General features: G+C 64.8%; 15 protein-coding genes and 1 pseudogene. 11 read left to right on the top strand and 5 right to left on the bottom strand.

Annotation, left to right across the window (positions count from 1 at the left end; translation table 11 throughout):
- Positions 1-37: 37 nt before the first annotated feature.
- From OV287_RS33745 to OV287_RS33795, 11 genes are all read left to right on the top strand, one after another.
- A complete protein-coding gene (locus OV287_RS33745) occupies positions 38-505 on the top strand; it encodes a hypothetical protein (protein WP_267538154.1) in 468 nt (155 codons plus the stop codon).
- Between the two features lie 14 nt (positions 506-519).
- Positions 520-2664: a class I SAM-dependent methyltransferase gene (locus OV287_RS33750; protein WP_267538155.1), complete on the top strand. Its 2145-nt coding sequence runs from the start codon at positions 520-522 to the stop codon at positions 2662-2664.
- A gap of 3 nt (positions 2665-2667) precedes the next feature.
- Complete coding sequence (locus OV287_RS33755; protein ID WP_267538156.1) at positions 2668-3942, top strand: diaminopimelate decarboxylase; 1275 nt, start codon at positions 2668-2670, stop codon at positions 3940-3942.
- Entirely contained in the window at positions 3939-5774 is a 1836-nt protein-coding gene (asnB, locus tag OV287_RS33760) for an asparagine synthase (glutamine-hydrolyzing) (protein ID WP_267538157.1), read from the top strand. The genes OV287_RS33755 and asnB overlap by 4 nt, the downstream gene beginning before the upstream one ends.
- A complete protein-coding gene (locus OV287_RS33765) occupies positions 5768-6607 on the top strand; it encodes a TauD/TfdA dioxygenase family protein (protein WP_267538158.1) in 840 nt (279 codons plus the stop codon). Before asnB ends, OV287_RS33765 begins: the two co-directional genes overlap by 7 nt.
- Positions 6607-8244, top strand: a complete 1638-nt coding sequence (locus OV287_RS33770; protein ID WP_267538159.1) for a GMC family oxidoreductase — start codon at positions 6607-6609, stop codon at positions 8242-8244. The genes OV287_RS33765 and OV287_RS33770 overlap by 1 nt, the downstream gene beginning before the upstream one ends.
- Positions 8241-8702 carry a GNAT family N-acetyltransferase gene (locus OV287_RS33775; protein ID WP_267538160.1) on the top strand — a complete coding sequence of 154 codons (462 nt, stop codon included), beginning with the start codon at positions 8241-8243 and terminating at the stop codon, positions 8700-8702. Before OV287_RS33770 ends, OV287_RS33775 begins: the two co-directional genes overlap by 4 nt.
- Position 8703: 1 nt before the next feature.
- Positions 8704-10371, top strand: coding sequence for an AMP-binding protein (locus OV287_RS33780; RefSeq protein ID WP_267538161.1), 1668 nt, complete (start codon positions 8704-8706; stop codon positions 10369-10371).
- On the top strand, positions 10368-10631 hold the full coding sequence (locus tag OV287_RS33785; protein ID WP_267538162.1) for an acyl carrier protein: 264 nt from the start codon (positions 10368-10370) through the stop codon (positions 10629-10631). The genes OV287_RS33780 and OV287_RS33785 overlap by 4 nt, the downstream gene beginning before the upstream one ends.
- Entirely contained in the window at positions 10628-11587 is a 960-nt protein-coding gene (locus tag OV287_RS33790; RefSeq protein WP_267538163.1) for an amidohydrolase family protein, read from the top strand. The genes OV287_RS33785 and OV287_RS33790 overlap by 4 nt, the downstream gene beginning before the upstream one ends.
- 129 nt (positions 11588-11716) lie before the next feature.
- Positions 11717-13003: an aminotransferase class I/II-fold pyridoxal phosphate-dependent enzyme gene (locus tag OV287_RS33795; RefSeq protein WP_267538164.1), complete on the top strand. Its 1287-nt coding sequence runs from the start codon at positions 11717-11719 to the stop codon at positions 13001-13003.
- Positions 13004-13216: 213 nt separating this feature from the next.
- On the opposite strand, the gene OV287_RS33800 is transcribed toward OV287_RS33795, so the two are convergent.
- The 5 genes and pseudogenes from OV287_RS33800 to sitA5 form a co-directional block, all read right to left on the bottom strand.
- On the bottom strand, positions 13217-13744 hold the full coding sequence (locus OV287_RS33800; RefSeq protein ID WP_267538165.1) for a GNAT family N-acetyltransferase: 528 nt from the start codon (positions 13742-13744) through the stop codon (positions 13217-13219).
- A 415-nt stretch (positions 13745-14159) separates the two neighbouring features.
- A pseudogene (locus tag OV287_RS33810) lies at positions 14160-15205 on the bottom strand (trans-sulfuration enzyme family protein).
- Positions 15206-15361: 156 nt separating this feature from the next.
- The gene (locus OV287_RS33815) at positions 15362-15739 is read right to left on the bottom strand and encodes a phosphopantetheine-binding protein (RefSeq protein ID WP_267538168.1); all 378 of its coding nucleotides are present in this window, start codon (positions 15737-15739) and stop codon (positions 15362-15364) included.
- A 318-nt stretch (positions 15740-16057) separates the two neighbouring features.
- Positions 16058-16684 carry a pentapeptide repeat-containing protein gene (locus OV287_RS33820; protein ID WP_267538169.1) on the bottom strand — a complete coding sequence of 209 codons (627 nt, stop codon included), beginning with the start codon at positions 16682-16684 and terminating at the stop codon, positions 16058-16060.
- Between the two features lie 11 nt (positions 16685-16695).
- Complete coding sequence (sitA5, locus tag OV287_RS33825) at positions 16696-18381, bottom strand: SitA5 family polymorphic toxin (RefSeq protein ID WP_267538170.1); 1686 nt, start codon at positions 18379-18381, stop codon at positions 16696-16698.
- Positions 18382-18453 lie beyond the last annotated feature (72 nt).

The raw sequence follows: 18453 nt of genomic DNA on the forward strand, positions 1-18453 counted from the left end.
AACCCCAAACGAGAAACCTCAAGAGAAGACGGTTCCCATGGATCGCACGCCCAGCCGTACCGACGACACGCAGTTCAATATCTTCCAGACACTCATCCACGACTACGCTCGCAGGCTCGGGGACATCTGGGACGGGAAGACCAAGAAGAACATCCTGGACGCGCAGAAGAGGTACTCCGATCGCATGACCACGGCGCCGAATGATCCCGTCGAGGCGCAGAAGACATGGGAAGCGGCGCATCGGGAGTACGTCGATGCCGTATGCGCGGCCTGGAAAGAGTCCCAGACGCTGTACACGCAGGCCTACTCCCAGTACCTCGATGGGTACCGTGAAGCCTGGGGGAAGTGCTGCCGGGATCGTGCCATTTCGCCCCTCGAGATGATGCTCGTCGCGCAGAGCTCCACGACGGCGGTGGGATACGCGACGGCGACGATCGGCAACTGGTCGCTCATCGAGTGGGCGGGCGTTCCCCCGTGGGCCTTGTCCCTGGCGAGGAACGGTTGAGATTGGAGGGGAGAATGGCAATCGACCGTTTTGCTTACGACCAGAACCTGCAACGAGCGACTCGCTATCGGGAATGGCGCAGTGCATTCTGGCCGCCCTCGGACGAATACCGTCTCATCTGCCTCGATCTCGCCCCTGAGGTTCCGTCCCTGGGACCCGGATTGGCCGCCGAGCTCGAGACGCTCCGCACTGCCATCGATGTCGCATGGCAGAAGAGCAAGACGCAGGTCGTGAACGGCCCGGCGCGAATGCACGACGCCGCATCGGTCACCAGGTGCTTGCACCGGATCGCGAAGCTGCTACCGAACGCCACCGACCGGCGGGCACTCGAACTGAGGGCTGGAGCCGTGGAGCGCGGCTACGAGGACGGCACCTTGTCGGCGCTTGCCGGACTTGACGAAGACATCACCTTCATCGCCGGCAACATCTCCACATGGTACGGCAAACAGACGCGCGGGCTTCCGACGGCATTCGGTTGCGTCCGTGACGAGGAGCGGCAAGCCGCCGTCGCCAAGGCCAGTGAGCACATGGCCGACGTCGCCGCGTACGTCCGCTCCCTGCACACCCACCTGCGTCTTGGCGAGGTGCCGGCCTTCTCGGCGACTCGGCTGTTCTTCATGGCCGGAGAAGGCAACCGGCACCCGAAGCACATCGCCTACTTCCTGCCCGAGGACGAGGGCGTGAAGCACTCGCCCTTCAAGAAGACGTATCACTTCACGAACACCCATCACGCGCTCCTCAACACCATCTCGCTCCCCCTCGCGCGGCGATTGCTTCACCTCGGAACGCCCATTCCCTCCAGCAGTGCGGCGCTGGGTCACATCCCGACGCTGGGAGTACTGGCCCACGAGTTCGGGCACTTCGTCCATCGCGAGGGTGTGACCTTCGCGGCGCTGAACTCCGCCGCGCGTTGGGCCTCGGTGACGTTGCAGGAGGCGGCGGCCGACGTGTTCGGCACTCTGGTACTCGCCGAGGTGCTTGCGCCGGCCCTCGGTATCCCGCCGGCCGACGTTGTGACCTACCACCTGGCGGAGTGCCTGCGCTACGTGGATCGTGGCCTGGGCTGCTTTCCCGATTCCGACGGGATGTACCTGCAGCTGGCCTACCTGGTGTCCTTCGGCGCGTTGACCCTCGAGCCGGGGGCAGAGTCCCGCCTGGTCGGCGATCCCGAGGTCGTCATCGCCGCGTTCCGCTCGCTGGCCAGGGTCTTCGCCGACACGCTCCTGGCCGGCGACGTGGAGCGCTCCATCGCGCTCCATCAAGCCTACGGGCCCGCGACTCCCCACCATCTCGACCAACTCATCGCGACGTTACGTGAAGGGCCACCGAAGACGCTCGAATACAAACAAGAACCTCGCGTCACCGAGGCGCAGAACCACGCCGCTGTCTTCGACGTGAGCGCTCGCCCCCAACCGGCAGCAACTTCAACGCAGGAATCGCCGAGAGGAGTGTCGATCATGGAAGGGTTCCACGACTTCTACTGCCGTCCGAAGAGCACCGCGGCGGATGGTCCAGCACGTACCATCTACCAGATTTGGGAGAAAGGTGAGGCGTTCAACGACTCCGTGACGCCATCGACCTATTGCCCGGAATACCGCACGCACATGGAGCTGAAGATCCTGTCGCTGTCCAAGCAACGGGATCAGGTGTTCTCGATTGGCTGTGGCAATGCCTTCGTCGAGGCCGGGCTGTTGGCCAAGGGGCTCAATGTCCACGCGATCGACTGCAATGACGAGGCCGTGGAGCTGGCCGTCTCGAAGGGGGTGAATGCGATCAAAGCGGACTTCGCCGCCTTGCCGCCCGGGCATCTCTCCACGTTCAGCACGGTGTACGCCGACGGCCTGCTCGGCCATCTCTACCGGCCAGGCACCGAGTTGGAGGGCTTCTTCGACACGCTGATGGCGCTGAATCCCCGTCCCGGGAGCTGGCTCGTCCTCTCCAACGACGCGCCGTCCAAGTCGGGTGCGCGCGTTGTACCGCACGAGCGCCTCCGCGATTTCTGGCTCCTTTCCAAGGAGTACCTGAGCGAGGTGTTGGAGCGACGCGGTTTCACCGTCTGGGAAAGCTACCACTTCCCCTACTACCGCCCCGTGAGTGGCCTGCGCAACCGGACCATCTGCGTCGCCCGCCTCCCCGGATCCGAGACGGCGGAGGAGTGAGCGATGCCCATCCAACCCACGTTTGCTCGACGACTCGAACCCATCATGATGGAGCTGGTGGAGCAGTACGGAACACCGTTCCACATCTACGACCTGGCCGGCATCGTTGCGACGCACCGGTCGATGGTTCAGGCTTTCGGGGACTGGCCCTTCCGGCAGTACTTCGCCGTCAAGGCCTTGCCCAACCCGGCGGTGCTCAGGGCGCTGGTCCAGGCTGGAAGTGGTCTGGACTGCTCCTCCCCTGTCGAGTTGCAACTCGCCCAGGCGAGCGGCGCCGTGGGAGACGCGATTGTCTTCACGTCCAACAACACGACGTTGGAGGAGTACGAGCAGGCACTCGGCGCTGGCGCGCTCATCACCTTCGATGATGAGCGCTACCTGCGGCGGGCCGAGCCGTTACCGCCTGTCATCGCATTCCGCGTAGCGCCGAACGGCGGCGCCGCGCGATCGACGTTGATGGGAGTCGCCGGAGAGTCGAAGTTCGGGGTGCCGCGTCCGGTCCTGGCGGATGCTTACATGGAGGCCCATCGCCGCGGTGCGGAGCGCTTCGGTATTCACGGCATGAGCTGCGCCAATGAGCTCGATGTCTCCAATGCCGTGCGCGCGGCCGAGGAGCTGGTCGAGACCGCCGTCCAGATCGAGCGCGCGGTCGGGATCCAATTCGAGTACATCAACTTCGGCGGCGGTTCTGGCATCCCGTACCGGCTGGAGGATCAGCCCTTCGACTTCAGGGCGTACGCGTCCGCGATCCGAGCGGCGCTCGCGAAGGCGTTCCCCGGGCGCCGTCCGCGCGTACTCATGGAATGTGGCCGCTTCGTCAGTGGGCCCCACGGCATCCTCGTCGCCCGGGTGATCAACCGGGTGAAGAAGGAGCGAGCGGTCGTCGGCCTCGACGCATCGATGTCCGCGCTGATGCGCCCCGGGTTCTACCGGACGGCTTATCACCACGTCAGCCTTCCCTTCGCCGGCCCCAGGCCCGAGGTGTCCGTCGACGTCGTCGGCTCCCTCTGCGAGAACATCGACCGGTTCGCGGTCGATCGGCGATTGCCCGACCCGGCGGAGGGCGACATCGTCTACATCCACGACACGGGCGCCCACGGTCATGCGATGGGGTTCACCTACAATGGCAGACTTCGTCCCGCGGAGCTGCTGCTGACCGAGGCCGGCGACGTGCTCGAGATCCGCCGCGCCGAGACATTCGAAGACTACGTCACCACGGTACGGTGGGAGCCCATCCCCCTCCGAGTGGGCATGAGCGAAGAAACGGAGAGCGCATGAAAGGCCTGGTGGGCTGGGTAGACTTCCGAAGGGATCTCGGGGCTCAGGAAGAGTTCCTCCGCGCGATGACGGACGGGGACCCCGATGGTCACCTCTGGGTCTCGCGAAGCGCCGCGCTCGGGCTCCGCAGGCGCTCCCCACTCGACGTCAAGGGCGGCCAGCAGTCCGCGGCCATCGAGACAGAAACGGGCACCGTGGTGGCGGTCAACGTCGGCGGAACCAGCAACTCCGGCGAGTTGAGAAGGGCGCTTGGAGACCTGGGTGGCCCTCTCGGAAAGAAGTCGGACACGGAGATGCTGCTCGAAGCGTTCTTGCGGTGGGGGAGCGCGTTCATCGAACGACTCTCCGGAGCGTTCGCCTTCGCGATCTGGGACGGGCGCACCCGGAGTCTGCTGCTCGGGCGGGATCGGTTCGGCGTGAAGCCGCTTTACTACTTCGAGTACCCCGGCGGCCTCCTGTTCGCATCCGAACCGAAGGGGATCATGGCCAATCCCCTCTTCAAGGCCCGTCTGGCGGTCTCCGGGATACCCATCCTGCTGCAACCACGCCTCACCCTGCCCGGGGAGACCCCCCTCGTCGGCCTGCGGGAAGTCCCTCCCGCGCATTTCATCTCGTACTCGGAGTCAGGGCTCTCGCGGCGCCGGTACTGGAGCCTGACCAGCGCGCCTCACCAGGAATCGTTCGACGAGACCGCACGTACCGTACGCGCCCTGCTGGAAGACGCCGTCAGCCGGGAGCTCGCCTCCGACGTTCCGCTCGGAGCGATGTTGTCGGGTGGCGTCGACTCGACGTCTGTCGCAGCGCTCGCGTTGAAGACGCGGCGGACGCAGGAGCCGGACAGCACCCTCGACACGTTCTGCGTTCAGTTCGAGAGCGACCTCGCGCACTTCGTGGCCACCGAGCTCAGGCCAGAAGTGGACGCACCCTATGCCGCCAAGGCAGCGGAGTTCATCGGAAGCCGTCACCAGACGCTGACAGCTTCGGTGCAAGACCTGATGGACGTCCTGCCCGCGACCCGTCGTGCCAGGGATTTGCCGGGATGGGGGCAGTTCGATGCCTCCATGTACCTTCTCTTCCAACGGATCCGGCGCTCCTGCGGTGTCGCCCTCACGGGTGAAGCCGCCGATGAGATCTTCGGCGGGTATCCCTACTTCTTCAATCCGGACTCGATTCACTGCACCCACTTCCCGTGGATGGGAACCGGGCCGAAGCTGTCGGACTATCTTTCGCCGGACGTCACCAGGCAGATCGACCCGAAGGCCGATGAGCGCGACAGGTACGCCCAGCTGCTCTCCGAGGTTCCGCGCCTGGCTGGTGAGGATCCCGAGAATGCCCGCATGCGGGAGATGCTGTACCTCGGAATGTGCGGTCCGCTCTCGGTGATCCTGGATCGCAAGGATCGCATGAGCGCATTCCAGGGACTGGATGTGCGAATCCCGTTCTGCGACCATCGGCTCGTCGAGTACGTCTGGAACGTGCCGTGGTCCATGAAGGCGACCGGCGGCCCCAAGGGACTGCTCAAGGCGGCAATGGCCGGCCTGCTGCCAGCCAGCACGGTGAATCGCAAGAAGAGCGCCTATCCCCACATCCAGAACCCTGACTACGATCGCGGGCTCGTCCGCGAAGCAAACCGGCTCGCGAACGATCCCCGTTCACCCATCGCCGGGTTGTTCGACGTCCCCGCGCTGAAGAATCTCATCGAGGATCTGGGTTCCAGCGAAGGAGAAAGAAAGAACAAGAGAACGTTCCCGGGTGGCGCGAGCCCGGCGTACATGCTCGTTCATCTCATCGAGATCAACCACTGGATCGAGGACTACAAGATCTCATGGTAAAATTGACACCCATTACAGAGCGAATTGGTACCGAGGTGCACGGCATCGACGTGACGCAGCCGATCTCGGCTCACGACTTCGACCGGATCTACCAAGCATGGATCGACACGACCATCCTCCTGATCCGCGGCCAGTCGATGACACACGCTCAGCAGGTGGCGTTCACGCGGAAATTCGGTGAGGTCGTCAGCTATACCCGGCAGCGCTTCTCGGAAGACGAGGCTCCCGAGGTCCTGATCCTCTCCAACATCCAGGTGGACGGAAAGCCCATCGGCTCGCCCGTGAGTGGCCGCGTGTGGCACACCGACGGTCACTACCTCGCGGACCCGCCGGCGGGTTCGATGCTCCATGCGATCGAAACGCCTCCCGTCGGTGGGGACACGTTGTTCGCGAACATGTTCGCGGCTTACGAGGAGCTGCCGGAGGCCACCAAGCGCCGGATCGAGAATCGCCAGGTCATCATCAGCCGCATCCAATCGCGACCGTACAACTACCCGGACCGGCCTCCGCCGACCGAACAGGAACGCGCGGAATGGGTGGACATGCCCCAGCCCATGGTGCTGACCCACCCGGAGAACGGCCGCAAGGCGCTCTATGTCGGCGGCAACGTCCCCTGGCGGGTGGTCGGGATGGACGAGTCGGAGAGCGCGCCGCTGGTGACCTTCGTCCAGGAGTTCTCGGTGATGCGCCGATTCACGTACAGGCACAAGTGGCGCCCGGGCGACATCATCATCTGGGACAATCGCAGCGCGATGCATCGGGCGACCGTCTACGACCTGACGGCGCATCGCCGCCGGATGCATCGAACCACCTTCGTACAACGGAGCAACTGATGCAGGCCTGGGACTACGCAATCGTGGGCGCGGGAGCGGCCGGGTGTATCCTGGCCGCCCGCTTGAGCGAAGAAGCTAGCGCGCGCGTCCTCCTGCTCGAAGCGGGCGAAAAGAGCCGCTCGCCCATGTTGTCGATGCCATGCGGAGACACGTTCTTCATCGGCAATCCCCGGTATGACTGGAGCTTCGCAACCGAGCCCGACCCGACCCTGAACAATCGTCGGCTCATGATTCCGCGGGGCCGCGTGCTGGGGGGCTCGAACGCGATCAACGGCACGATCTTCGTGCGCGGTCAACGCGACGACTTCGACGGCTGGGCGCGCTCGGGAGCGGCTGGTTGGAGTTGGGATGAGGTGCTGCCGTATTTCCGCAAGCTGGAGGATTGGCAAGGAGGAGCCAGCGGCACGCGCGGAGCCGGAGGTCCAATCCGGGTTGAGCTGCCGCGCCAGCGGGAGATCCTCTGCGACACCTTCATCGAGGCGGCGAGCCAGCTCGGCTACCGCACCAACCCCGACTACAACTCCGGCGACCTGGAGGGCTTTGGCTACTATCAATGCACTCACCGGGGCGGGCGGCGGGTGTCGGTCGTGGACGGCTATCTCGAAGGAGCGCGGCGCTCCAACCTCACGACCGTGACGAGCGCCATCGTGACGGGGCTGCGGCTCGACGGCCGACGGTGTGTCGGCTTGAACTACATTCGCGACGGGCGGGCTCACGAGGTCTCTGTCACACGCGAGGTGATCCTGGCCGCGGGGGTGGTGTGCTCCCCGCAACTGCTCGAGCTGTCGGGCATTGGCAATCCAGCGGTCCTCGAGCGCGCCGGCATTCGCGTCCGCCATGCGCTACCGAGCGTGGGTGAGAACTTCCAGGACCATTTCGCCGCGAGGTTGCGCTGGCGCGTACGCCAGCCCGTCACCTTCAACGAGAGAACGCGAGGGCTCTCCCTGCTTCGTGAGATCGCCCGCTACGTGTTCGACCGGCGGGGGGTGTTGAGCATGCCCATCGCGGTCGGTTTCGGTTTCGTCCGCTCCTCACCGAGCGAGCCCGTTCCCGATCTCCAGTTCCACTTCGCACCGGCCAGCTACGGAGCGAGCTCACAACGGCGGCTCGACGATCGCCCCGGCATGACTGTCGGCGTCTATCCGCTGCGCCCAGAGTCGCGTGGCTCCATTCACGTGCGGAGCCCGAACCCCACCATGCCACCCGCCATCCAGCCGCGCTTTCTCTCCGAGGAGAGCGACCTGCGGCGGCTCATCGCGGGAATGCGAATCGCCCGCCAGCTCGTCTCGGCGGCAGCGTTCGAGCCTTACCGTGGCGAGGAGACGAGGCCCGGGCCGGAGCTCACCAGCGACGAGGAGCTGCGTGCCCATGCGCGCGCTCAAGGCGACACCTCGTTCCACCCCATCGGCACGTGCCGGATGGGAAGTGATGCCAACGCGGTGGTCGACCCCCGGTTGCGAGTACATGGCCTCGACGGCCTTCGGGTGATCGACGCATCGGTGATGCCGAGCATGGTCTCCGGCAACACACAAGCGGCCGCCATGATGATCGCGGAGAAGGGTGCCGCCATGATCCGCGAGGATGCGGTCTCGCCGCAGCGAGAGGCATTCCCCGGCACGAATGGAGCCGCCGCGTGATTCGACACCAGCTTCACGTCGGCGACCCCACGGAGCCTGAAGTCGCCGCATTGCTCACCGCGTCGGAAGCGTACGCCTACTCGCTCTATCCGGCGGAGAGCGTCCACATGCTGGACGTTCGAGAACTGCTCACCCCCTCGGTGCAATTCCTCGTCGCCCGGTCGGCCGAGGGGGTCGCCGAAGGCTGCGGGGCCTTCGTCATGCAGGATGAGGGCTGTGCCGAGCTCAAGCGGATGTTCGTCGTTCCCGCGGCGCGCTCCAACGGCCTGGGCGCGTTCATCCTACGACGTCTCGAGAGCGACGCCCGTGAGGCGGGCGTTCGTGTGATGCGCCTAGAGACAGGGATCCGACAGCCCGAAGCAATCCGTCTCTACCGTAGGTTCGGCTATCGCGACCGCGGCCCGTTTGGCGACTACGCGCCAGATCCGCTGAGCCTGTTCATGGAGAAAGACTTGTGACATGATACAGTCTACCCAAACAGTCAATGACAGCCCGGTGAACATATTCGTTCCCTTCTCCGCCCCGAGCAGAGAACTTCGGGGAAGCATCACGACATTCGATGGGCGGACCGTGGCCAGAATTCCGTTCGCGCAATTGGCGGACGATGTCGCACGGGCTCGGGAGCGGCTCGTTCGTACGGGCCTCGAGCCTGGTGCGTGTGTCGGAGTGCTCGGAGAGAACTGCTACGAATGGATGGTCTACGACCTGGCCCTGCTTTCGTTGGGGTGCCTGTCTGTCTGTTTTCCGGTGGATGAATTCGCCACAAAATCCGAGGAAGAGCTGGCGGAAGGCTATGATCTCTCCCTCCTGTTGGTAACCCGGAAGGTTGGGAACCGCGGTGGCCACGCATGGGTGATGGTCATGAATGCGCCCGAGACCCCGGCGGCCACCGTGCGCCCACCGACGGACAATGGGCTGCGCCGGCGGGTGCGTGGAACAGATGCGTGCACCGTCATCTTCTCTTCTGGGACCTCGGGCCGGCTCAAGGCGCTGCTGCTGTCGCGTGCTGGCGTCGACGTGACCGTCGACGCGCTGGCGAATGACTGGGAGCTGACCAGGGGCGACGGAATCCTGGTGGCGCTCCCGCTTTCGATCTTCCAGCAACGCGTCATGATTTTCGCGGCGCTCCGCAAGGACACCGACATCCTCTTGACCGATTCCGTCAACCTCTTCCGAAGCTTCAAGGCGTTGCGACCGACGATCGTGCTCGGTCCCCCAGCGCTCTTCGAGGCCATCGAAAAGCGCTTCCTCGCGTTGCCCGAGCTGCGCCGACGTGCCCTGTTGCTGGTGAGCCGTGCCCTCGGCCTCTTCACCTGGAAGAGCCTCAGGGCTCGTCTGCGCCGCTGGTTGTTCCAGAGCACGCACGAGGCATTCGGTGGCCGGATCCGGGTGCTTCTCACCGGCTCCGCGCCCAGCAAGCCCTCCACGCTCGACTTCTTCGAGTTCGCGGGACTGCCGCTGTTTCAAGCATATGGACTGGCGGAGGTCGGTTTCATCGCGTGGAACCGGCCTGCGCGCAATCGCTTTTCATCCGTCGGACACCCCATCGTTCCCAACTCCGTCTCCCTCGCCGAGGATCAGGAGATCATCCTTTCCCTGCCCCACCCGCAGTCCATCGGCTACTTCGGAGTGGAGCGCTCCGAGGAGGCCCTCACGTTCCTGCCCGACGGTCGCATCGCGACAGGGGATCTCGGAAAGTTCGATCAAGAAGGGTACCTCTACATCACCGGACGCAAGAAGAACATCATCCTCCTGCAGTCTGGCGAGAAGGTTCACCCCGAAACGCTCGAAGTCGACCTGGCAGCAATTCCTGGCGTGGAGCGGGCCGTGGTGGTGGGTGGTGGCGAGATTCCGGCGCTCGTTGCGATCGTAGCGGTCGACCCCGAGTGCACCGCGGAACAGGAGGCTCGCATTCGAACCGACGTTCAGTCGGCGATCAACCGCGTGAATCTTCGAGTCAAGCCCGCGTCGCGCATCGCACGTTTCATCGTCACCCGAGTGGCCTTTCGCCCAGAGACCGGCCTCGTGACCCGGAACCTCAAGCTCGATCGCCAAGCAATCCACCGGCGCTTCGAACGTGAGCTCACGCAAGCGGAACCCGCCGCCGGGGGAGTACAAACGTCATGAGTTCATCGGTGGACGTTGCCCTCGAACGGCTCCTGCGCGAGGTGATGCCTCGCCGCCTCCATAAGATCGCGTTGAAGGACTCGATGTCCCTGAATGGCGAGCTCGGAATCGATTCGATCGGACTGATGTCGCTTGCGTTCCGTATCGAGGAAGAGTTTCAGATCGACCTGATGGAACATGCCGACAAGGTCGCCACCATCCGAACGATGGGTGACGTCCGGAATCTCATCCTTGAACTCGGACAGAAGGCTCCCTCATGAAACCCTCGAGCAGCGCGGCTCCAGCCAGCAACCAGGTCATCGATACCCATTGTCACATCGCATCGCTCGACTTCATCCCGCCCGAGTTCGTGGATGGGATCGTCAGCAACATCGAGCTCGCCCTCGACTCGCAGGGAGTTCGCGCGGCGGCCAGCAAGGTCAGGGAGGTCTACCTCGCCAAATTGCAGGATCCGCTGTGCGACGAGCTGGTCTCGGAGATGGACGGCGCGGAGATTGACCACGCCGTGCTCCTTGCTCCCGACTTTACGTATGCATTGAAAGGCAGTCGGCTCACCATCGAAGAGATACTTCTGCACCACAAGACGGTCTATGAGCGACACCAGGGCCGGTTCAGTGTCTTCGCTGGGGTGGACCCCCGTTGGGGGAAGGACGGAATCGATCTCTTCGAGCGGAGCATTCGCGACTTCGGCTTTCACGGACTCAAGGTCTACCCTCCCTGCGGCTTCCCCGGCAGTGATCCTCAGCTGTACCCCTACTATGAGATCTGCGCGCGCTGGCACGTGCCAGTGCTCGTTCACATTGGTGGTACCTGCCCCGCCCTGGCATTCGACACGGCTTCGCCGGTGCAGCTCGACGAGGCCGCCCGGAACTTCCCCCGAGTGAACTTCATTCTCGCTCACGGAAGCGTGTCGTACGTAGAAGAGTGCGCGATGATGTGCTCGTTCAGGCCCAACGTCTATCTCGACGTCAGCGGTTTCCAGACAGCGGAGCTGGTGGCGCTCGAACAACTTCTCCGCAGGGGATTCAAGCACAAGGTCTTGTTCGGTACCGATTGGCCGCTGTTCAGGCTGCAGGGCAGCCAGAACGAGTGCCTGGCGAAGCTGAAGGCCGAAGGCGGGCCGCTCGAGCAGCTGAGGAACCACGAGCTGCGTGCGTTCTTCGGAGGGACGGTCGCGAAGTTGCTCGGGACGCGATCGGACCCCACCCAACGGTGACCGGGTCCCCTCCCCTGACGAGTGACGTCACCAGCAAAGGGCTCGAGTGCTCGTGGGACACGAGTCTCCCGCCGCAATACATGACTCCGGCAGATGTGAATGAACACCCATCGTTCTACGCTCCCTCCCATGACCAACGACTCCGCACGTCGGCGCATCCCCCCCTCCGGAATCAACCTGTTTCAGCTCATCTACGTGCTGATCCGTGAATTCGAGGAGAAGACCGGGCAGCCAGCGCTGAACCTCTCGCTCGGCAACCCCGACATCGTGCCAGTCGAAGCGATCCGCGAGCTGCGCGCTCAGGAGCAGCGCGGGCCCCGTTACGAGCTCCACACCTACGCCGAGGACAGGAACCTCGATTTCTTCTGCGAAAGCCTGTCGAGGGCATTCACGGGCCTCGACTACACGAGATATCCCCACCTCAAGGCGGTGCCAATCCCGGGCATCAAGACCGCGACGGCCCTGCTGCCGCTTGCCTGTGGCCTCCACCTCGGGGATCGACGCAGATTCCACGTGGTCACCAATCTGCCCGCCTATGATGTCATGGGAACGTGGACGTCGTCGTACCTGGCATCCAACCGCGTCGTCTGGCCGCTGTCGCCCGACGACGGGATGTCGCTGAGCGTACCGCGCCTCGAGGAGGCACTTCGTCACGCGGGTGTCGAGCGCCCCGATCTCGTGTTTGTCATTCGCCCTGGCAACCCCGCCTCGCGCGGCGCAAGCGAGGGCGAGTGGCGAGCGCTCATCGAGTTCTGCATCTCGCGCGGCAGCCGGCTCGTCAACGACGGCGCCTACACGACCCTGGCGGCGCCCGGTGCCCACACCCCTCTTGCACGCGTCGCCGTCGACTATCCCGATCTCGAGTGGGCCGAGCTCTACTCGCTGTCCAAGGCGTTCAGTGATCCCGGTGCGCGGCTGGGGGCCATGGTGGGCTCCCGCGAGTTCATCGAGGACTTCGTGTTGATCAAGGGCAACACCGAGTCTGGGCCCGTCCCGTCGATGATGACGGCTTACGCCAGGCTCCTCGCCGACCCCCCGCTGGCACGCACGATCATGGACGAACTCTTCGCCACCTATCGCGCGCGCCTCGACTTCCTCGTCCCTCGCTTGAAGGCCGCCGGCCTGCGCCCGGCATGCGAGACCGACGCTGGATTCTTCACGCTGTGGCGCACGCCCGACGAGGCCTTCGGGATCGACCTGCGCGACGAGGCAGCGCGCAGAGGCATCGCGCGTGCCGAGTTGTACAATCGTCTCGTGATCGAACGAACCGGGCTCGTCGGCGTCCATTTCTCCGGCCCCCAAGGCTCCGATGAGGCGTACACGCGGTACGCAGTCTGCACTGACGTGCTCGCCCCAACGTTCCAGCCGCGCTTCACCCGGGCCCTTGAGCAGATTCAGCCCCGCTATCGAGACTGAGACGACCCAGTCAGAAAGACGGGGTGTGCCCCCATTGGGCGAGCGCGACTCAAGCAGACTGGACGCGGAAAACCCGGGTTCAAAGGCCTGTACGAGATACTTCTCCGCGTTGAACAGAGCGGCAGCAGTCTTCGATCGAGTCAGGAGTCCGCTCACGATCTCCAAACTCACACGCAAACGAAATCAAGCCCAGGCGTTCGGTACCGGTTCGCATCACGTCAGTTGCCGGTAGAAGACCGTCGTGCTGCACAGCCCCCCTTGAGGCCAGAGCGCGTAGCCAGGGATTTCACCGCAGCGCTGCCACCCGAGCCGCGCGTACAGGCGCTCGGCGTCGCTACCCGTGACAGTGTCCAACACCAGCAGCGTCTTGCCCGCTTCGCGCGCAGCGGCCTCGGCCGCCCGCATCAGCGCCTCCCCCAAGCCGCGGCAGCGCGCGCTCCGGTGCACCTGCATCTTGGCGATGTCACCCCGGTGCGGCTGGTTCTCGGGCGCGGCCAGCACGACCTGCACCGTGCCCACGATAGTCTTCGTGGCCGTGTCTTCAGCCACCAGCACAATGCGTTCGCCACGCTCGGCGCTCGCCAACGCGCTCTGGCTGTAGGCAAGCGCCTTGGTGCGTGACAGGGGGAGCATGAAACCGACCGACGCGCCACCCTCGACGACGTCTATCAGCACGTCAGCCAGCGCCTCCGCCATTTGCGGAGTCTGGGACGCGCGGTAGATGCGGAAAGAGTCGTTCATATACGCCGCATCATGCCGGGCTGAACGCGGGGATGCAACGCCTTGCACCACGCCGTTGCTCCAACCCCGTCTCGTTATAGGCGACAATCTGAACTCGGTGGACTCGCTTTCCCAGGACAACTCTCGCGTCCGCTCCCTCACGCGTATCGCTTCTCGTACAGAGTGACCTGGCCCTGCCATCCATCCGCCGAAGGCGTCATCACCACGACGAGCGGCCCCTCTCCAGAGAGGAAGAGGACTCCCCAGTTCGCGCCAGCGTTCTCAACGAGGAGGCGAATCAACTACGGAAAGACTGCGTGAGGCGGGGGGAGAGGCCGAGTTGCAGATCTGGCGCGGCATGCCTCACTTCTGGCATATCTTCGTGCCGTTCCCGCCCGAGGCCCGCAAGTCCTCAGGGAAGCGGATCAAGCCCAGTTCACCCCTCCTTGAGCGCCTCGGACAGATCATCGAGCAGATGCTGGGTGGCCTCGATCCCCACGGAGAGCCGGATCAGCGCGTCCGAGATCCCGAAGCGCGTGCGCTCGGCGGCCGCCATGCCCGCATGAGAGGTGGTGGCCGGGCGGGTGATGAGCGTCTCCACTCCGCCAAGACTGGGCGCCTTGATGGGCAGGCGCACCCGGCTCAGCAGTCGCTCTGCCGCGTCCACCCCCGCGCGCATCTCGAAGCTCAGCATTCCACCAAAGCACTCGAAGAACTTCCGGGCCCGGCGTGCTGGGGGTGACTCTCCAGGCCAGGGTAGTTCACCCGCGAAATCGCTGGATGCTTCTCCAGAAAGCGCGCGATCTCCAGAGCGCTCTGGCTCTGGGCACGCAGCCGCAACGCCAGGGTCTTGATCCCGCGCGAGAGCAGGAAGCAGGCATGCGGATCCAGAGAGCCCCCCAGGTGATCCAAGCGGTGCTTCACCCGGTTCACCCACTCCTCCCGGCCCAGGACGGCGCCCGCGACAATGTCCGAGTGGCCGTTGAGGTACTTGCTGCAGCTGTGCAGCGACAGGTCGAAGCCGCGCTCGATGGGGCGGAAGTTGATCGGCGTGGCCAGGGTGTTGTCGATCAGCGAGACCAATCCCTTCCTGCGGGAGAACTCGGCCACCGCCTCGTAGTCCGCGAGTTGCAGCAGGGGGTTGGTCATCGTCTCCACGTAGATGGCGCGGGTGTTGGGCCGCAGGTGCGCCTCCCAGGAGGAGGGATCGGTTGCGTCGATGGAGGTACTAGTGATTCCGAACTTCGGCAGATCTCCGGCGATGAAGTCATGCGTTCCGCCATAGAGGCCGTTCTGCACCAGCAGGTGGTCGCCGCTGCTGAGCACCGAGAGCAGCGCGGTGGAGATGGCGGCCATGCCGCTGGCAGTCACCAGAGCGGCCTCGGCCCCCTCCATGGCTCGCAGCTGCGCGTGGAGCGAGGCGTGGTTGGGGGTGTTGTTGAGCCGGATGTAGCGGACATCATGATAACTGCCCGTCTCCATTGTACTCGTAAGTCGAGGATTGGAAGATGGGGATGCTGACGGCCCCGTGAACCCTGGGAGAAAGATCTCCCCCGTGGATCAGCATCGTCTCCAAACGGTACTTCTGGCTGGCCATGCGGTTTCCTCTCCCGTGGGAAGCTCAGGCGGCTTCGGCGTTCATGCGGTGGCGGACCCCATCCTGATCCAAGCGTTCAACATCTTCCAACAGGACGGCCAGCACTTGGGGCCCACGTGTTGTGCTCGTGAACAGAGAAGGGCCGTAGCGAGCCCCTCGAGGGTGGGGGTGTCGAAGAGGCAGCGCACTGGGAGGTCCACCTTGAAGGTGCTCCGGATGCGGGACATCACCTGTGTGGCGAGCAGGGAATGTCCGCCCAGGGCGAAGAAGTCGTCGTGGACACCAATGCGGCGGATCTTGAGTACCGCCCAGATCTGCGCCAGCACGGCCTCGAGGGACGAACGGGGGGCGACATAGGCCTGGGAGTTGAGCGCCGAGCCCGTTGTCCAGGTGAGGCGCGGGCACCGGGAATCCAGCAACTCCCCTCCGGAAGCCCCATGCACGGCAGACGGCCGGAGCGCCAGTGTGCTTGGCGCCGTACAGCAGCCGTCCGGAGTGCCAACGCCTCGGAACGGCGCGGTTGCCCAGGCAGGGAGCCCGAAGGACACACGAGTTGCGAAGTGGGCAAGGCAGGCAGGTGCTGAAGCTGCGCTGCCGCATTTGGTGCCGGAATGGCTGCCGCAGTACGAACGGCGTCTCGGGCTGCTTCGAGGTGGCGCCTGCGGTGGCGCCCCCTCCCTACGGTAGTTGTCGCTGCGTCGCGGCCCTTCGACAGGGCGACTCACCGCACAGTCCCGTCAGTAGACGATGCAGTCGAACCGCTCAATGACCGCCCTGAACGCTTCCTCGGTAGTCTCGCGGCGCTTGGCAAGGGCCGGGGCATAGAACGTTACGGCCATTGTGGAGGGAGGATCCCTGTACTGCCCTTCCACGATGATCGGGTGAAAACCTCCCGGCCACTGGACGCTGTTGAGTTCGCGGGCTCGCCCAACGGGGTCCAGGATGGTGAAGCAGGGCCACTTGGGAAAGCGAAGGGAGGCAGGGTCACAGCCCATGATGCGGCAACCATCCAGGCGGGCCTCGCTGAAATCGCAGTCCTCAATGGACCCGTGCCCCGCCCTCTCCGAGTAGCTGGGCCAGTACCCGAAGTCGCAGCCCGACAGCCGCCCCCTGAACCGGCACCCCTTCAGTGAAGCGAACACCCACTGCTGGTGGTTCTTCAGTTCCTGCTTCACCTCGAAGGTACAGTCGATGAACCGAGTTCCCTGGTCGAAGATCAGGTTCCTGCCGGAGACCTTCAGGACGAGAGTGCAGTTCTTGAACGTCATATTGGAGCCGAGGAAGTAGAGCGAGCCCTTGTCCGTCAGCTCCAGCCGCTCATTTTCGATTTCCCGGTCCTCGAAGAAAACCTTGTTGTAGAGCATCCGCTGCCCTCTCAGAAGGTGAGCATCCGGAAGAACTCGCCCGCCATTCGCCGTCCATGCCGCGCGAGATTCGACTCCGTACCCGAGAGAATCTCGTACTTGAAGCCTCCCGGGACTTCCACATCGACTCCCTTGTTCCGGCTGAAGTTATAGAGGTGCTTGAATTGACGGCTGACCTCGTTCTCCACGTAGCGCCCCCGGGCCTCGCGCTCCAGCAGGCGCGCCAACCAGTATTCGCCCTGCTTTAGGGCCTCGTCGATAGCATCTCGCTCATTGCGCGAGAGCTTGTCGGGCCCCCATTCCCTCGCGGCCTTGGTGACGGCCTCCTGGAGCATGTCGCCCACCTTGTCCTCGGCGGGAATGTCGGCAGCCGACTTTCCGCGAGACAGGTGCCAGCGCTGGCCATCGCTGAGTTCCACTTGCCGGTTGCCGCCCCGGTGACGAATGACGGTTTCGGCGGAACGGCCTCCTGGGGCCTGTCCCGCTCCACTGCCCGTCCCCTTCTTGAGCATCACCACGGCCATGGGGCCCTGCGGTGAGGTGGCCACCGTCTCCGCCGTCGCCACCGCCTTGGCCAGGGCCCCCTCCGACGCGAGCGCCACCTCCGTAACCTCCAGGCGCCCCCTGACGGCGGCGCCGCCTTGCGCCTCGAACTGCGCCCCCGCGAGGTTGAAGCGCGGAAGCGACTTCACCCGAGACAGCACCTGCCCCAGCGTGTGCCCGCTGAGCGTGGCCACAGCGAGGATCATGGCGCGTGCGGCATCCTCGCCCAGTACCTTGCCGAATTCCGCCCCCGCTGCGCGTAGCTCCTCGAAGGTGGTGGCGTGGTGCGCCGTGTCCACCATGCGGGCCCAGCCGTCCATGAGCCCATACACCGTCTTGAGACCCAGGTAGCCCATGAGGATGAGGGTCAGGGTGGCGGCCACGGCCTTGGTCGTCGGCTCGGGCACCACCCACATCATGCAGTAGAGGGCCACCGACCAGACGACCATGGAGACGAGAGCCTGCACGCTGAGCAGCTCTGCCCTCAGTGCATTGCGCGTTTCGTCAAGGACCCTGCCAAAGGCCAGGGCCAGGGCCAACGCCCGCCTGTCATCGGCGCGCAGGTAGGGCCCATCGTCCAGCAGGCCAAGGCAGTCACCGCCTCCTTGGTGCGCACACCATTGGAGGTACTTGTCCCGGAGAGATGCTTCGGCCTCCGGGGTGGGTTCAACCGGGCCCTCCTGGCGCAGGGGCGTCCAGGTGAGGGCCTCGCCATGGTGCTGCTCCACCTCCCAGTAGCCCGTCACGGCCACTCTGGGGGCGTCTGGTTGCGTAGCCGCGAGGCGCAGCAACTCGTGGGCGGCCTGCCGTGGCGTCTTCGCGCCCAGGCGCACGTCGCGAGCGAGTCGCTGGAAGGCCTGCTGGAATTCGGCCCTCGGTATTGGCACTGGCCGCGTGGCGACGGTGCCGGGCTCCATGAAGTCCACGACGTACACGGTGGCGGACTCGAACCCGGGATCCGCCGTAGCGGCAACACGATCCTTCGGTGACGGCGGGGGCGTGAGCGAGTTGTAGCGATAGCCCACTAGGAGGCTGCCCTGTGGGGTGCCTGTGGCGCAGGCCGACTGAAGGAAGAGGACGATGAGAAACCAGCCGCCCAACAGAGGGCGCAGCCGTACGCCAGGTAGGCGCAGGCCAACAAGACGGGTGGACACGGCGCACCTCCGGAAGAGACGCAGCTTGAAAGCCGTCGCTCCGGAATTACATGGAAGTGCGGGTGCGCCCGT

Source organism: Archangium lansingense (assembly GCF_026626635.1).
Taxonomy (GTDB): domain Bacteria; phylum Myxococcota; class Myxococcia; order Myxococcales; family Myxococcaceae; genus Archangium; species Archangium lansingense.

Coding starts and splice junctions, on each gene's coding strand:
- OV287_RS33745 (WP_267538154.1), top strand. CDS start 38: ATGGATCGCACGCCCAGCCGTACCGACGACACGCAGTTCAATATCTTC.
- OV287_RS33750 (WP_267538155.1), top strand. CDS start 520: ATGGCAATCGACCGTTTTGCTTACGACCAGAACCTGCAACGAGCGACT.
- OV287_RS33755 (WP_267538156.1), top strand. CDS start 2,668: ATGCCCATCCAACCCACGTTTGCTCGACGACTCGAACCCATCATGATG.
- asnB (WP_267538157.1), top strand. CDS start 3,939: ATGAAAGGCCTGGTGGGCTGGGTAGACTTCCGAAGGGATCTCGGGGCT.
- OV287_RS33765 (WP_267538158.1), top strand. CDS start 5,768: ATGGTAAAATTGACACCCATTACAGAGCGAATTGGTACCGAGGTGCAC.
- OV287_RS33770 (WP_267538159.1), top strand. CDS start 6,607: ATGCAGGCCTGGGACTACGCAATCGTGGGCGCGGGAGCGGCCGGGTGT.
- OV287_RS33780 (WP_267538161.1), top strand. CDS start 8,704: ATGATACAGTCTACCCAAACAGTCAATGACAGCCCGGTGAACATATTC.
- OV287_RS33785 (WP_267538162.1), top strand. CDS start 10,368: ATGAGTTCATCGGTGGACGTTGCCCTCGAACGGCTCCTGCGCGAGGTG.
- OV287_RS33790 (WP_267538163.1), top strand. CDS start 10,628: ATGAAACCCTCGAGCAGCGCGGCTCCAGCCAGCAACCAGGTCATCGAT.
- OV287_RS33795 (WP_267538164.1), top strand. CDS start 11,717: ATGACCAACGACTCCGCACGTCGGCGCATCCCCCCCTCCGGAATCAAC.
- OV287_RS33800 (WP_267538165.1), bottom strand. CDS start 13,744: ATGAACGACTCTTTCCGCATCTACCGCGCGTCCCAGACTCCGCAAATG.
- OV287_RS33820 (WP_267538169.1), bottom strand. CDS start 16,684: ATGCTCTACAACAAGGTTTTCTTCGAGGACCGGGAAATCGAAAATGAG.